Source organism: uncultured Prevotella sp. (assembly GCF_946407605.1).
Lineage (GTDB): Bacteria > Bacteroidota > Bacteroidia > Bacteroidales > Bacteroidaceae > Prevotella.
The window spans coordinates 17,803-32,578 of sequence record NZ_CAMJOS010000034.1 but is presented as its reverse complement, the minus strand read 5'-3'; the positions used below and the strand labels follow the sequence as shown (position 1 = coordinate 32,578).

Annotated in this window: 15 protein-coding genes; 14 read left to right on the top strand and 1 reads right to left on the bottom strand. The window is 47.0% G+C overall.

The window, feature by feature from the left end; genetic code table 11:
* The first annotated feature begins 849 nt into the window (after positions 1-849).
* The 14 genes from Q0R57_RS12405 to Q0R57_RS12340 all read left to right on the top strand — a co-directional run bounded on the left by Q0R57_RS12405 (position 850) and on the right by Q0R57_RS12340 (position 13,430).
* Positions 850-1,449 carry a DUF6088 family protein gene (locus Q0R57_RS12405; RefSeq protein WP_294748159.1) on the top strand — a complete coding sequence of 200 codons (600 nt, stop codon included), beginning with the start codon at positions 850-852 and terminating at the stop codon, positions 1,447-1,449.
* A complete protein-coding gene (locus Q0R57_RS12400; protein ID WP_294748156.1) occupies positions 1,446-1,694 on the top strand; it encodes a nucleotidyl transferase AbiEii/AbiGii toxin family protein in 249 nt (82 codons plus the stop codon). The genes Q0R57_RS12405 and Q0R57_RS12400 overlap by 4 nt, the downstream gene beginning before the upstream one ends.
* A gap of 12 nt (positions 1,695-1,706) precedes the next feature.
* Positions 1,707-2,285, top strand: coding sequence for a cyclic nucleotide-binding domain-containing protein (locus Q0R57_RS12395; RefSeq protein ID WP_294748153.1), 579 nt, complete (start codon positions 1,707-1,709; stop codon positions 2,283-2,285).
* 124 nt (positions 2,286-2,409) lie between these two features.
* A complete protein-coding gene (locus Q0R57_RS12390; RefSeq protein ID WP_294748150.1) occupies positions 2,410-3,180 on the top strand; it encodes a TlpA disulfide reductase family protein in 771 nt (256 codons plus the stop codon).
* Positions 3,181-3,351: 171 nt separating this feature from the next.
* Entirely contained in the window at positions 3,352-4,266 is a 915-nt protein-coding gene (locus Q0R57_RS12385; RefSeq protein ID WP_294748147.1) for a hypothetical protein, read from the top strand.
* Between the two features lie 5 nt (positions 4,267-4,271).
* Positions 4,272-5,279 carry a hypothetical protein gene (locus Q0R57_RS12380; RefSeq protein ID WP_294748145.1) on the top strand — a complete coding sequence of 336 codons (1,008 nt, stop codon included), beginning with the start codon at positions 4,272-4,274 and terminating at the stop codon, positions 5,277-5,279.
* A gap of 114 nt (positions 5,280-5,393) precedes the next feature.
* Entirely contained in the window at positions 5,394-7,106 is a 1,713-nt protein-coding gene (locus Q0R57_RS12375; RefSeq protein WP_294748142.1) for a sigma-70 family RNA polymerase sigma factor, read from the top strand.
* 68 nt (positions 7,107-7,174) lie between these two features.
* Positions 7,175-7,741, top strand: coding sequence for a hypothetical protein (locus Q0R57_RS12370; protein ID WP_294748140.1), 567 nt, complete (start codon positions 7,175-7,177; stop codon positions 7,739-7,741).
* Between the two features lie 67 nt (positions 7,742-7,808).
* Positions 7,809-8,867 carry a radical SAM protein gene (locus Q0R57_RS12365; protein ID WP_294748139.1) on the top strand — a complete coding sequence of 353 codons (1,059 nt, stop codon included), beginning with the start codon at positions 7,809-7,811 and terminating at the stop codon, positions 8,865-8,867.
* Positions 8,864-9,943: a Gfo/Idh/MocA family oxidoreductase gene (locus Q0R57_RS12360; RefSeq protein WP_294748138.1), complete on the top strand. Its 1,080-nt coding sequence runs from the start codon at positions 8,864-8,866 to the stop codon at positions 9,941-9,943. The genes Q0R57_RS12365 and Q0R57_RS12360 overlap by 4 nt, the downstream gene beginning before the upstream one ends.
* Positions 9,944-10,054: 111 nt before the next feature.
* Positions 10,055-11,287 (top strand): PDZ domain-containing protein, encoded by a 1,233-nt coding sequence (locus Q0R57_RS12355; RefSeq protein ID WP_294748136.1) that lies wholly within the window; start codon positions 10,055-10,057, stop codon positions 11,285-11,287.
* A gap of 9 nt (positions 11,288-11,296) precedes the next feature.
* Positions 11,297-12,250 (top strand): hypothetical protein, encoded by a 954-nt coding sequence (locus tag Q0R57_RS12350; protein WP_294748135.1) that lies wholly within the window; start codon positions 11,297-11,299, stop codon positions 12,248-12,250.
* A 34-nt stretch (positions 12,251-12,284) separates the two neighbouring features.
* A complete protein-coding gene (locus Q0R57_RS12345) occupies positions 12,285-12,710 on the top strand; it encodes a hypothetical protein (RefSeq protein ID WP_294748132.1) in 426 nt (141 codons plus the stop codon).
* 438 nt (positions 12,711-13,148) lie between these two features.
* Positions 13,149-13,430 carry a prolipoprotein diacylglyceryl transferase family protein gene (locus tag Q0R57_RS12340; RefSeq protein ID WP_294748129.1) on the top strand — a complete coding sequence of 94 codons (282 nt, stop codon included), beginning with the start codon at positions 13,149-13,151 and terminating at the stop codon, positions 13,428-13,430.
* Positions 13,431-13,564: 134 nt separating this feature from the next.
* Here the strand turns inward: Q0R57_RS12340 and Q0R57_RS12335 are convergent, their stop codons facing one another.
* Positions 13,565-14,635: a glycoside hydrolase family 43 protein gene (locus tag Q0R57_RS12335; RefSeq protein ID WP_294748126.1), complete on the bottom strand. Its 1,071-nt coding sequence runs from the start codon at positions 14,633-14,635 to the stop codon at positions 13,565-13,567.
* Between the last annotated feature and the right edge of the window lie 141 nt (positions 14,636-14,776).

Genomic DNA, 14,776 nt, shown 5'->3' with positions numbered 1-14,776 from the left:
TCAACTTGATCTAGTCGAAAGACAGAAAACTGACAACCAAAATCAGCGAACTACAGTTTTTTAACATTTCCGTTTGTAAAGAAATCGTAGGTAGGTGTCAGGTAGGTGTTAGGTAGGAGTTGTGCCAACACCTACCTATCCGTTTAGCCTTTATACAAAGTCATTCCAAGAGATTTAGGTAGGAGTTGAGATGTTTTTGTCTTTTCATATACAAAAGTTTTAAAAATTCAGTTTGACTATGTCTTAAATGTTGGAGATAGGACTTTTCATTGTTGGAGATGGGACTTTACACCGTTGGAGATAGGACTTTACGTTGTAAGGGATGGCACTTTACCCCCCTAAACCATTATCCCTTACAGTGTAAAGTGCCATCCCTTACAGTGTAAAGTGCCATTCCTTACAGTGTAAAGTGCCATCCCTTACAGCGTAAAGTGCCATCCCTTACAGTGTAAAGTGTCATCCCTTACAGCGAAAGGTCCTATCCCTTTCACCCTCGGAAGGCATCCCTTTCTGCCCCGCCGCCGTCGTCTCTCAATCACACTGCAAAGTTACAACATCCCCAAACCCAATTGACCGCTTTTGACAACTTTCGCAGAAAAATTTTAAATGATTGATGAAAATTTTGCCTTTTTCCCTCAAAAAATCTTTGTTGTTTCAAGAATAATTCTTATCTTTGCCACGTGTAGCCGTTCATGCTATTCATGACCATGATTCATACCAGAATTTGCATAAATAACATTAAATCCGCTATCAAACATGAAGTTTTTCCTTAATTATTTGTCCGTTTGAAAGTATTTCCGTAATTTTGCAAAAATTTCGGTGCGAATAAATGTTAATTCAAGTAACAAGATGACTATATCTCAGATAGTTGAAAAGAAGTTCAAACGTACAAAGGACAAGTCGTTGCTGTTTGCGTCAGACTTTCCGGAATATGACCAAGATTACATTGGCGACCTGCTCTCTATCTATGTCAGGGAGGGCAAACTTATTCGTCTGGCTAACGGTGTCTATCTGAAGACGACCGTCACCAAGTTTGGCCCCGTGCTCCCCAGTCCAACGGAGATAGCAGAGGCCATAGCCAGGCGTGACCATGCCCAAGTACTGATGTCGGGACTTGCCGCAGAGAACTACTTCGGCCTTTCTACGCAGGTTCCCATGAAAATCGTTTTCCTGACAAACGGTTCTGCCAGGAAACTGACAGCAGGAAACACCACGATTGAGTTTAAGCGTGGGGTTCCCAAGAACTTTGCATTTAAGGACAAGACGATGGCAACCCTCTGTCTGGCCCTGAAAAGCATCGGCAACGGCCATGTGACAGACGAGCAAAAGAACGTGTTAAGGAACTTTCTGAACGACTACATCCAAGAGCATGACATCAAAAGTGACCTGAAACTCATGCCGCAGTGGATTCAGAAAATGTTGAACGAGATTGTGAACAAGGAATCATGATAAACTGGAGAGAACTTACAAAGGATGAACAGATAGCCGCCTTGCAGAATGTGGCAGGAGCGAAACATATACCGCCACAGGCCGTTGAAAAGGATTTGTGGGTAACAACAATCCTGCAAATCGTCTTTTCCCTGCCCTTTGCCGACAGTCTGGTCTTCAAGGGCGGCACCTCTTTGAGCAAGGTGTTCGGTAAAATCGAGCGCTTTTCTGAAGATATCGACCTGGCCATCGGCCGTACATATTAATCAAGCGACGATATGGAGCAGAAATTCGGGAAAAACAGTATTGATATTGAGGCGCTGCGCGAGTTTTGCGAGCGCGAGGGCAAGGAGGTGACTTACCGCAAGGGCGACCAGCTGGAGCGCGAGGGCGACCCCGCACGATGGTTCGGCTTCGTCACCGAAGGGTGCTTCAAGTATGTAACGTATGGCATCAGCGACGACATGGAGCATCTCACATGGTTCTCGTTTGAGGGCGAATTCGTGGCTGATTATCCTTGCGTCCTGTCAGGTCAACCTTCCCAGGCTACCATCGAAGCCATGATGTCCTGCCGTGTATGGAGGGTTAGCGGTGAGGAGTTGTTTGGCTTCTTCCGTCAGAGCATCAAGAACATGGAACTGCGTGCTGTTATAGGCGAGCACATGCTCAACCAGTTCAAGGCACGCTATCAAGACTTTCATCGTGCCACAGCCCGCGAACGCTATGAGTTGCTGCTGCAGCGTTGCCCCGGCATTGTCGAGCATCTTGACTTACAAGACCTCGCCTCCTTCCTTTGCATCACCCCAAACTATCTGAGCACGATTCGCAAGTCAATCACGTTCGAAAGCAAGAAATAGGGCAAAACTCTTTAACTAGTTTAAGACCTGCACCCCCGACGACCGCTTTCCGGTCATGTCGGGGGCTTTTTCGTGGGACTTTCTGTAACTTTGCAGCACGAAATAGTAATAAAACGAAAAGATTATGAACAAGAAAAATTTTATCACGATGATGCTTGCCCTTGTCGCATTGGCGGGGCAGGCACAGGAAGAGCGCATCGACACGGTCATCCCGAAGTTCCTTTCCAACGGCTATTTCTTCCGTGAAATGCCTCAGTTGCCCGACGGTGAGAAAACCATGTCGCGACTAAAGGACAAAGAGGGTAACAGCGTCATCGTAATCAACGTCAACGCCACGCTGCCCAAGTCAGTCATTCGCAAGGCTATTCCCCGCGAACAGGTTCACAACGCCGACCAGTTCCTAAGCGGTCTTAATATGATGGCCACGGTGACCTCGCTGACACAGGCGGGCGTCAAGGCCGACGGCACATGGTATTCGCCCAAAGAGGGCGAGCCGTTTCCGCAGTTCTCGGAGACGGACATGGACGGACGAACATGGACGAACGACAGCGTGAAAGGGCGCGTCATGGTGATTAACCTCTGGTACTCCGGCTGTGGCCCTTGCCGTGCAGAGATGCCCATCCTTTCCGAGTGGAAGGAGCAATTGCCTGGCGTAATGTTCTTCTCGGCCACCTACCACGATGCTGAGACCGCCAAACGCATCACCGACAAGCACCACTTCACATGGACGCACCTCGTCGAGGCCAAGGACATGATGGCATGGATTGGCTATGAGGGCTTCCCCCTCACAATCGTCGTCGATAAGAAGGGTATTGTCCGTCATGCCGTCCACGGCACCAACGAGACGAAGCGCGAGGAACTGTTAGCGAAAATCAAAGAGGCCGAGGCAGAATAAATGCACCCACGAGAACCCGCCAAGCCTCTTCACAATGCTTAAATCGGTGGGTCGTTTTATTTTCTTATGGCACATTATTCAAAGACCTACACATCGCCCGCTCAGTTGACGGCATTGCTACAGTCGCGCGGTCTCCACGTCGAGAACGTCAAACAATAAAACGAAATGAATATGAGACAAACAAGACGATTCCTGCTCCTGCTGACAATGTTGTTGACAGCGACATTCGGAATGTCTCAGACGATAATTGTCAAGGACAGCATCACCAATGAGTCAATACCGTTTGTGAGTGTCTATTTCGGGAATGACACTGGTGGCTATACGGACGAAAAAGGGATGATTGCCATTCCAAACGAAGCAGCACAGATGCGGTTGTCTCATATCTGCTACGAGACAAAGAGCATCTCTAAGATAACAGCCGACTCACAAACGATCATTCTTGTTCCGAAGAGCATCAATCTTGATGAAGTCGCCATTAGCGCAAAGGTCCCCAAACGAATAAAGACCACAGCAGTGGGATTGATGAAAGCGAAGACGCAGACCAAGCACAAGGGAGCCAATGGATTTGAGATGGCCTTGTTTATTCCTTACGACAGCACATGGACAGAGAGCCCATACATTCATTCCATATTGGCAAGTCTCGATTACTCCACCCATTATCTGGTTTTCACGGAAATCAAGAATCCCATCTATGCCACTCTCCGCTTTGACCTCCGTCTGCCAGATGCCAAGACCAATGCCCCCAAAGACGAGTCCATAATTGGCGGCGGTATCATACTCCCTTCCGGTCAGAAACTCGGCAAGGATGACATCTGCCTTACTCGTCCTATACCATTCCCCCAGACTGGTGTATTCGTCGTTGTGGAATGGATAACCACAGCGCAAGTCTCAGAATCATGCAATCTTGTGCCCTCTCTCAACATGACTTTGGATGAGGTGGAAAACAGAACTTGGAACAAAAAGACATTTCGAGGCATGGACTGGATGCAGGAACAGAACGAACCTGCGTATCAGAATGAAGAGGCACAGGTCTTTTATAAAGGCAGGACACCATCTGCCAAACTCGGTTTGAAAATATCAAAATAAGAATTATGAAGAAAACTATTTTCACCATCCTGCTTACCTTCATATCTGTTGAGATGCTTGCCCAGCAAGTGATGTTGGCAGACAGCATAACCAAGAATCCGGTTTGCTATGCTACTGTCTACGATGCTAATGGAACTGTAATAGGACGCTCGGACATGGGAGGATATATTAAACTTCAGAAAGGCTTCGAATATAACATTTCTCATATAGGTTATGAGCCCAGGAATATCATTTGTAATAATGATAGCATCATTTTCCTATCTCCATCTTCTTACAAATTATCAGAAGTCAATATTACAGCAAGGAAAAAGAAATATTATCATTGTAAAGTGTTCTTCAGGAGTATAGAACACGTAGATTCATGTCTGAAGTACTATATAGACGGAATCCGAGAATTCTATATTGACACCAAAAGTAAAAAGGTGCATTGCGGTAATATCGAAATGTATTACTTTATGTCAAAGAGAAAAGACATTGCACAGAAGAAACGAAGCATGATGATTAGCGACAGGTACATGGCTCTCCCGTTTCTTGACAAGAATACTTTATATGAGGAGACAATGCGTGATAAAAAGAGAAATATAGAATCGGGTATAGTCTATGCGGATTCTATATCAATAGGCAGTTGCAAGGTTCGTTCTGACAACAGCGAGATGCTTTTGTCTATAGACGCTTTGTGGCCCAAAAACTCTCTTGTGACAAATCTATTCGGATACACGCAAGTATTATCGAAATACAACAAGACGGAATTATATCGATATAATGATTTTGATGCTCCTTCCGTTTTCAATTTAAAATCTTCCAATAGTTATCGACATCTGACATTGACCCATAAAAAAGAAAACCTTGTAAGGGATATTGATGTTGAAGATGTATTCTACGTTGTCGAATATGAATATACTGATACAAAGGAATCATCTTCGCCAGAATTGTTGCAGGAAGATTATGAGAAATATTCAGTATTGTTTCCTCTAACTGAAAGAATAGCGGAACAGTTGGTTCGAGAAGAATAGCTACGAAAAGGGCTTTTTCTGCTAAAGAATGTAAAAACTATCAAAAAAATGCGGGTGGTGGTGCAGTCTTTTCCGTCGTCGTAGGACTTAATAGATAGAGACGTTATGTTTACGATGGAGATAACACGGCTGATAGAAAGGTGCAGACAGGGGGACGCGGATGCCCTCGGAGAACTGTACAAGGCATACGCCCAGCAGATGAGGGGCGTGTGCCGACGCTATATCAGCGACGAGCAGACGGTGGAGGATGTGCTGCACGACGCTTTCTTGATTATCTTCACTTCGTTCGACAGGCTGCGCGACGTGCGGCGGGCCGAGCCTTGGATGACGGCCATCACAAGGAACGTGGCATCGAAATGCAAGGATCATCTGGAGGCATTGCCAACGGTTTCGCTCGAAGAGACGAGCGAGGCGGAACTGATTGCCGCCGAGGACGAGGAAAGGGACGTGAGGGGTGTGCCGCTGAGCGAGGTGGTGAGAATGATAGACAGACTGCCGGAGGGTTACGGGCAGGTGTTCCGGCTGTCGGTGTTCGAGGGCATGACGCACAAGGAGATTGCCGACATGCTGGGCATTGAGCCACATTCGTCATCATCACAACTGGCACGGGCAAAGAAGATGCTGCGCAAGATGATGCAACAGTATTGGGTGGCCGGGCTTCTATTGCTACTTGTTCCTGTTACGTTCTTCCTACTCAGGAAAGGAGATTCTGCGGTCAAGGATGAAAAGCCAGTTGTGGCGAAACAGAAAGAGACACCGAAAGAATCGTCGAAAGAATCTCCGACTGACCAGCCGCAAGAACCCGTGATTGTTCATCTGCCAGTGTATCGTACCACTGTCATTGCGACTGACACCCTGCAATCGGTCATCGCTCAGGCTGTAGATTCTGTCACGTCTGACACATTATCTAATATAATAGCACAAGAGCAGATAATCCCTGACACCATTGCAACCGACACGACAAAGGCTATACGCAAGGCCGAGATTCCGCATTACGATATGGCCGAGTTATTCCCAGAAGAGCCAACTATCAGCACTAATAGCGACAAGAAATGGTCGTTAGAACTGGCATACGCAGGGCAGTTTGACGAGCAGAACCATTATAATCAGCCGTTCAGTTATAAGCCCACGCCGTCAGCTGCACAATCATTGCCTGGACCATCCCCAAGTCCGATAATCCCGAGTAGCATTGACAACTGGACGGACTATGCTGTCTATCTTGCAAATAATCCCGATGCCGTGAGTGACAAAACCCGCAGCGTCATCATGCGCATTGCCCTGAACAATGCCAACCGACCTGGTGAGGACAAGATTCTGCGTACGAGCCACCATCAGATGCCAATAACATGGTCGCTGGCTTTGAAGTACCGATTGAATCATCGCTTCGGACTGGAGTCAGGTCTCAGTTACAGCCGTCTAACCTCCGACTTTGAGACGGGTGCCGATGGTAATACCATCAGCGAACAGCAGACCATCCACTACCTTGGGATTCCCTTGAAAGGTATATATAATATGTATGACAGAAGACAGTGGAGCATCTACGGTAGCCTCGGTCTTACAACCGAGATACCCATCCATTCCGTCCTCCGCTCAGAGTTCTATGTGAATGGTCAGTATGAGGCAGGCGACGAGACTGCCATCCGCGCTCCGTGGCAGCTCTCTACCACATTTGGTGTTGGTCTGCAATACCACCTAACACCCAATATTGGCTTCTTCGTAGAGCCAAGTCTGCAGTACTATATCCCGATGAAGAGCGACATCGAGACATACCGCACAGAGCATCCGTTCACCTTCTCTCTGCCGCTGGGCATCAGATTTACGTGGTAGCCGTGCAGTCTTTTCGCAGTTCAGCGGACTATATAAGTAAAGAGACGTTTATTTTAACTCTGTAGAATATGAAGTATTACAAACCCCTCGCTTGGATGATGGCGATAGCCATTGCCAGCACAACGTTGACTGCTTGCAGTCTTGACGGTAACGAACCCGAGAAGCCATTTACCACGTGTCCTGCATCAGAAACCACGCTATATGCCTGTGGTGTCAATGAGTCTGGGACGCGCTCTATCGGTGACACACAGAATGTCCTTTTCACCGAGAATGATATTGAATGGTTTGACGTCACTACCCGTGAACTGCGCTTCTGCGACACGATGACACCACTAAAGGAACAAATCCCGTTGCTTGCAAGCGTCGATTTCTATCTTGGTGGCGAACATCTCTTTTCAGGTGGGGCCACCCATGTCGGTCTCATCTGTAGCCAAGTGTTTGACGACCTTGTTCTTTGCTGTGGAAAGATGGATGGCGAGGTTATTGATGACGGCCACTACTACCTTTACGACTGCTATCCCAACACGCCGCAGTTTCTCAACGACGAGTTGGTGAAAGCCAATCGTGCAAAACGAGCAGCACAGTGGGAGATATTCACGAAATATCTGGAAAGCAAGGGAAAACTGAAGAAATAACCTCCCGCCCTGTGCAGTCATTCGTTGCAGTTTCAGACTTTATAAGTAGAAACTGCAACGAATTTATATGTACACGATTTACGATTATGCCTACAACGGGCTACTCTATCTGAACAACATTATGCGGCCACGCCACAAGCGGCTGTCGCAACTGATGATTTACTCAACGACCGCGTGTCAGTCGCGCTGCAAACACTGCAATATCTGGCAGAAGAAGGTGGAACATCTATCGCTCGATGACATCCGACGAATCATGCAAAGCAAATGCATCACAAAACGAACAACCGTAGGACTGGAGGGTGGCGAGTTTATCCTGCACCCACAGGCTGCGGAAATCATGGCGTGGTTCCGCAAGCATCACCCGAACTACACGCTGCTGTCTAATTGTCTCGCGCCCCGCCGTGTCATAGAAGCCGTCCGTCGCTATCAGCCCCAGCATCTGTACGTCTCTCTCGACGGAGGCCGCGAGACTTACCAGCGGATGCGGGGGCGTGACGGCTACGACCGCGTGATTCAGGTGGTGGAGGCACTGAAGGACGAAGTGCCGCTGTCGCTGATGTTCTGCCTTTCGCCTTGGAACAACTTCGACGATATGGCCTTCGTCATCGACATAGCCAAGCAATACGGTGTGGATGTGCGCATCGGCATCTACGGGACGATGGCCTTCTTCGACACGACGAGCGAACTGCTGACGGCCTCGGACTTCGTGACGCAGATACCGCAGAGCATCCACGACACACAAGAGAACTACGACTTCGTGGCACTCTATGATGAATGGCGAAATGGACATCTTCGGCTTCGTTGTCAAAGTATCATGAGCAGTCTCGTGGTACATAGTAATGGCGATGTACCGCTCTGCCAGAACCTTGATGTGATGTTGGGCAATATCCACGAGCAATCACTCGACGAGATTTTCAACGGAGCATCGGCCTGTCAGACCCAATGCCACTATTCACACCATTGCAACGACTGCTGGATCAACTTCCACCGCAAATACGACATCATCCTAGTGCGCAACTTCGAGCGTCTGCTGCCCAAGTGGCTCATTGAGAAGATCTACGGCCAATATCAGTGGAAGGCAGATCCCAAGCAGACATATCAGAAACATCTAAAAGCAATACAATGATACAGGCACTCATCAACCGATACAAGCGGATGCGTACAGAGCATTATCTGTGCCAAACGTACCAATATTCATACGCCTTTGTCGGCATGGGCCAGCACTCGCTGACCAATCTCTATCCCGTCCTTCATTATCTCGGTGTACCTCTGAAATACATCTGCATTACGTCGGAAAGAAAAGCCTGGCTGATAGGGCGGAAATTCCCCAACGTAAAAGCCGCCACCTCGCTCGACGAGATTCTGAACGATGAAGCCGTCAAGGGCGTATTCGTCTCGGCCTCCCCGTCGTCTCATTTCTCTATTGCCTCGCAAGTCCTCCGTAGCGGCAAATCACTCTTCATTGAGAAGCCACCCTGCCAGTCGTTAGAAGAACTCGACAGGCTGATAGACCTACAGCGGCTTTATAGCTCCCCCGTCGCAATGGCAGGACTACAGAAACGCTACGCCCCCGCCGTACAACTACTGAAGCAAAGCCTCCGCAAAGAGTATCTTATCAACTACGACCTGCACTATCTCACTGGAGCCTATCCTGAGGGTGATGCCTTGCCCGACCTCTACATTCATCCCCTCGACCTCGTTTGTCATCTGTTTGGAGAACCAGAAATCCTCGCCATCCGCCAAGTCGCCAAGGACTCCTACATCCTCATGCTCCAGCATCCACACATCGTCGGCACCCTTGAACTTTCAACCGCCTACACTTGGACTGCTGCCAAAGAAACGCTGAAAATCTGTACTAAGTCCGGCATCTACACACTCTCTCAGATGGAAGAACTTACCTTTACGCCCACTTCCTCCACCGTCCTCGGCATCCCAATGGAGAAACTGCGTCCACGTCACGAAACAAAGGAATTCCTCTTCCAGCGCAATAATTACACGCCCATACTGGCGAACAACCAAGTCTATACTCAGGGCTATTACAGTGAAATAGAAGCGTTCATCAGTCAGGTTGAAAAAAAAGAAAGCAAAGTCACGACATGCTTAAAGGCCGTTAGAGGTACATACGAATTGTTACAAACTGTCCAATCCGCAAAAACATCTCTTTCGGAGCACAAAAATAGCATTTTTACAAAAATTCACTGAAACTAGTTTCAGAGTTTCACCCTCGGCATCCGATTTTCGGTCTTGTCGGGGGCTTTTTCGTGGGACTTTCTGTAACTTTGTGGCTCGGAATATCAATAAAACGAAAAGATTATGAACAAGAAAACCATCATCACCATTCTGCTCGCCCTCGTTGCAATGACTTCTATCGTGGCTCAAGACATGATAAAAACCGCAACGGCTCCAATTAGTTTTTCAAAGAAAGATTTTGCTGACACCATCAAGATAAAGGTGATAGATGGAGCAGTCGTTGTGCCTGTAGAGATAGAAGGGCAAACCAGAAACCTGCTTTTTGATACAGGTTCGCCGCTTGGATTATGGCAAGGACAGAAAGAAGCCTGGATGAGACAGTTCACAACGGACAGTCTGACGTTTGGTGATATCAACAAGAGAAGTCGTAATCAAATCATCTATCAGTTCCCAACCATCAAGATGGGAAATCTCCAGATAGAAAACTATCCGATGATAGTGGAGGATGCGATGAGTGAGTTTACATGCAATAGGTTTGACGGTATCATTGGTTTCAATCTGGTCGGCAAGGGCCTCTCGTTCAAGTTGGACACAAAGGACAGCCTGCTGATAGTGACCGATAGGAAGAAGTTCTTTGCTGAGGAAGAAAAAGGACAGCCTACCGCCAAATACAGAATGAAGCGGGCATACTGTCCGTTGGTTTATGTCGATTCACCTTTCGGATGGATAGAAATGGTATTTGACACTGGTGCCTTGAATACATGGCTTGCCCTGTCTCAAGAAGATCTGGACCGTTGGTTTCAGAAAAATCCAAAGAAGAGAAAACTGCTTGATGACTTGACATTACAGACGGACACTACTATCAATACGAGTTGGGGATTATACGGTCTGTCCACAGATACCCTTGTAGGCAGACTTCTTCACTTCACAAAGATAAAGATAGACAAGCTACCTGTCAACGACCTATACATCACTACGGCACACCCGACTATGCGAGTAGGGAGCGCAGTATTGAAACATGCCTCATTGATTATTGACGCTCCCAAAAAGCAGTTCGTATTTATGCCTCATAACGGACAGGATATCACGGTCGGTAATAGCGAGACTGGCAGCGCCTCATTTATCCCTTCAGAGGCAGGCGACACACTCGGAGTTCTCAAAGCCGTCATTCGTAAGGGGTCAATAGCTTATAAGAAAGGTATCCGTACAGGTGATTACCTGATAGAAGTAAATGGAATCTCTATAAAGGATATTTGTACTTACATGCTGATGGAGCGTAAAGACGAGGAAGCGCTGTTTAAGTTCCGCAGCCCTAAGGGTATAGATAAGATAGTAAGACTGAAAAGAACAAATTAAGCACTCTTTATGAAGAAAACCATCATCACTATCCTGCTCGCCATCATCGCAATGTCAGCCGATGCACAAAGTCTTAACAAGGATGTTGAGAGGATGCAATATGTCTATGCCCTTAAAATGGTCATCAACGATAGTATCTGGAGTGGATTTGCCGATAAGCAATATGATGTACCTCTACTATATTATGGCGATACCTGTTGCTATGTGGTGAATCCCACGGAGAAGTTCTTGGCTAAGTATCCGTCAGTCTTGATACATAGCGACAACAACATCCAGATTTATCAGACGGAGAAAGTCGATGATAAACCATTCCACATGCATGTAACCTTCACAGATGAGGAAAGCAACATCGACTACCGCACACCCTTCATGAGATGCAGCAGTCTGGAGCAGACGAGTAAGACTATTCCAGATGTCACTTCAGTCAACGAATGGGCTACGATGGTGATGCATGAGTATTTTCATGGCTTCCAATTCAAGAACGATGGCTATCTGGAAACTTACGAAACAATCACCAATACGGTTTTGCCAGATACTCTAATCGCATTAGCTGCCTGTCATGGTTGGTACAAAGAAAGCATCACTCAGGAGAACGACTTGCTGCTAAAAGCAATTGATGCCAACGATATTGAGGCTTCAAGAGCCTATATCCAGTCGTTCTTTGAGTTGCGTAACGAACGCAGGGAAAGGGTGAAAAAGGAACTATGTATAGACATTGTAGCCTTGGAGCAGTTGTATGAAACGATGGAAGGTTCTGCTCGCTATATCGAATATTGTCTGTATCGGCATTTTGGAAACTTCAACCTGTCCGATGCCAAATGGCTATATACTGTTGGACGCAAGTATTACTATGCCACGGGATTCAATCTCCTCCGCCTATCAGACAAGTTGGAGATTGATTATAAATACGCGATATTCAAAGATGTGTCAACTGTAGAAAGGAATTTAAGAAATGTGTTCTAACATCAAGATAAATCAACTAAAATTCGTAATAGATATGAAAACTATGAAACTTTGGAGAATCGCCTTTGCGATGCTTGCTGTCATGCTCTCCCTCGCCTCTTGCAGCAGCGATGATGACTATAAGTTTGATGCAAGCAAACTTGAAGGAAAGTGGAGAAAAGCCATACGAAGTGGCATTATGGATGGAGAGACGGTAATATATACTTTCTATTCCGAGAACTGGTATTCTGGTCGCATCGAGCAGCAAGTTTCTGCATGGCCCGATGAAGGTTGGAAAACAACTGACCTCAATTATAGGGTTGGAGAAACGGGACACATGAATATCTTTACAGGAAAAACTTACAACGGGGAATCCAAAATCTACCTTGAAGTTGATGTCCGTAAACTGACTGAATCTGAAATGGTTTGGTACCACACCGATTCCAACGAGGAGATAGCTCGTTTTACAAAAGAGAAATGAACCTGTAAAAATCGGAATTTATGATTGTATCAAAGAAATCTATTGGATTGATTGTCCTATTTTTAATACCCCGTTTTGCTATTGGCCAAAACAGCGTGGATAGCATAGTGGCCAAGCAAGACAGTAGTATGGCAATTGGAACTGACTCGTTATGCTGCAGCAGGTCTGTGTGTAATTGTGATACGGTTCAACAAGACAGTTGCCTACAGCAACATAGACTATCTTTTATTAACAAAGGCCAAAAGATGACACGAGACATCAACCCGAATGCGCTTAAAATGCGGAAGTTCGATCCTTACAAGAAAAAGTTTAATGATATGCAGCTGATAAAAATTATTGGGCCGCATATTAGAAGATAGACTAAAATTTTGTCTCACTTAATGCTGTTTTTATGACTTACTCTAAAAAAGAAAGTATTTCTTGCGCTTTGGAGGTTTTATGAACCAATTGCTATATATCGTCTGGAATCCAGACCTCGTGGCATTCAGACTGGGTCCGCTGTCGGTGCGATGGTACGGGCTGATGTGGGCCATCGGAATCGCGCTGGCCTTTCTCGTGGTGAAACGCCTGTATAAGGAGCAGAAGATCAAGGATGAGCTCTTCGCCCCACTCTACATCTACTGTTTCTTCGGTATCCTGATTGGTGCCCGACTGGGAATTCTCAATCTCTATTACTATTCCACATTAAAGGCAATACTAATTCGTGAAGAGGAGGATTGATACACATAAAAGAATGTGGTTCTTTTTGTGTATAGGTAGGTGTTAGGTAGGTGTTTGAGCAACACCTACCTATTGTTTTCCCCTTTATACAAAGGCGTTTCCGAAGATTTAGGTAGGAGGGTAGGTGTTTTTTGTTATTTCTTATTCTGCTGCTGCTTAGTCGACCACTTCAGAAGGCGCTTGTATTCCTTTTTGGTGAGGCGCATGAAGGAGCCGTGCTGGGGAGCTGTGACGCCTTCGATGTCCACGGGGTCGTGGAAGTTGCGGAGGTGCTCGTCGGCCTTGCAGATGCGATAGTGCTTGGGGCGGTCGCTATATTGGATGTAAGCCACGCGCCAGGTGTCGTCGCCGATAAGCTGGAAGGCGCTTGAGCCTTCGCACTTCTTGTTGCCCTCGAACGAGACGTAGTCGTTCTCCACAGGCTCGCCCCAGCCGTAGGTGAGGTGGTCGCTGGTGGCGGTGTAGATGCCAGGCTTGCCGCCCTCTTTCTTGATGAGCATGTGGTACTTGCCGTCAGCCAGCAGGTTGATGTCGGCATCGATGGTGGCATAGCCCCAGTCGAACAGCAGACGGGGCTGCGTCAATCGGGTAAAGGTCTTGTCGGCATAGGAGTAGTACATGCGGTCGTACTGCTCCTCAGGACGGTTCAGCATGGAGTAGTAGATCATATAGCCGCCGCGGTCGCCATTGTCCCACACGTAGTTGGGGTCCCAGAATATCTGCGGTGCCCACACGCGGTTGATGGTGCTCCAGTCCTTATAGACGCTCTCGGCCTCGGGGTTAGAGAATATGCTGGTGCCCTTGCGGTAGTCGAAGGATTTGCTCTCCCAATGTATCAGGTCCTTGCTGGTCAGCAGGTCTATGCCGTAGTTGTCCCAGTCGCTCTGCTTGCCCAGGGCTTTTGTCATCGCATTGTTCATGTCGGTGGTGACCATCACGTAGCCCTTGCTGTTCCATGAGCGGCAGATGTAAGCATCGCGTTGTCCGCCTTCGATGCGGGCATGCTCCTTGGCGCTCATGATGGGCTCGCCACCAATGATGTCTTCATAGTGATAGCCGTCGCGACTCACGGCAAAGGCAGTCCATTGTCCTTTGTCGCTCATGTGACAGTACAGATATCCATAGTCGCCCTTTTGCATGTTCTGGGCCGATGCCGTCAGCGTTGCTATCGTCAACGCTGCACAAAGCGAAAACCATCTCTTCATAAAATACTTTTTTGATGCTGCAAAAATACGCATTTTTCGCTAAATAGCCAAAGAATAGCAAAATAATTCATAATTTTCAATTCTCAATTCTCAATTTTCAATTTTAATTTGTACCTTTGTGCACAGAAACATTAAAACTAA

Bases quoted from the DNA above. Each gene is read 5' to 3' on its own strand.
- Q0R57_RS12385 (WP_294748147.1), top strand. From the start codon at position 3,352: ATGAGACAAACAAGACGATTCCTGCTCCTGCTGACAATGTTGTTGACA.
- Q0R57_RS12390 (WP_294748150.1), top strand. From the start codon at position 2,410: ATGAACAAGAAAAATTTTATCACGATGATGCTTGCCCTTGTCGCATTG.
- Q0R57_RS12350 (WP_294748135.1), top strand. From the start codon at position 11,297: ATGAAGAAAACCATCATCACTATCCTGCTCGCCATCATCGCAATGTCA.
- Q0R57_RS12400 (WP_294748156.1), top strand. From the start codon at position 1,446: ATGATAAACTGGAGAGAACTTACAAAGGATGAACAGATAGCCGCCTTG.
- Q0R57_RS12360 (WP_294748138.1), top strand. From the start codon at position 8,864: ATGATACAGGCACTCATCAACCGATACAAGCGGATGCGTACAGAGCAT.
- Q0R57_RS12355 (WP_294748136.1), top strand. From the start codon at position 10,055: ATGAACAAGAAAACCATCATCACCATTCTGCTCGCCCTCGTTGCAATG.
- Q0R57_RS12375 (WP_294748142.1), top strand. From the start codon at position 5,394: ATGGAGATAACACGGCTGATAGAAAGGTGCAGACAGGGGGACGCGGAT.
- Q0R57_RS12395 (WP_294748153.1), top strand. From the start codon at position 1,707: ATGGAGCAGAAATTCGGGAAAAACAGTATTGATATTGAGGCGCTGCGC.
- Q0R57_RS12345 (WP_294748132.1), top strand. From the start codon at position 12,285: ATGAAAACTATGAAACTTTGGAGAATCGCCTTTGCGATGCTTGCTGTC.
- Q0R57_RS12340 (WP_294748129.1), top strand. From the start codon at position 13,149: ATGAACCAATTGCTATATATCGTCTGGAATCCAGACCTCGTGGCATTC.
- Q0R57_RS12370 (WP_294748140.1), top strand. From the start codon at position 7,175: ATGAAGTATTACAAACCCCTCGCTTGGATGATGGCGATAGCCATTGCC.
- Q0R57_RS12380 (WP_294748145.1), top strand. From the start codon at position 4,272: ATGAAGAAAACTATTTTCACCATCCTGCTTACCTTCATATCTGTTGAG.
- Q0R57_RS12335 (WP_294748126.1), bottom strand. From the start codon at position 14,635: ATGAAGAGATGGTTTTCGCTTTGTGCAGCGTTGACGATAGCAACGCTG.
- Q0R57_RS12365 (WP_294748139.1), top strand. From the start codon at position 7,809: ATGTACACGATTTACGATTATGCCTACAACGGGCTACTCTATCTGAAC.
- Q0R57_RS12405 (WP_294748159.1), top strand. From the start codon at position 850: ATGACTATATCTCAGATAGTTGAAAAGAAGTTCAAACGTACAAAGGAC.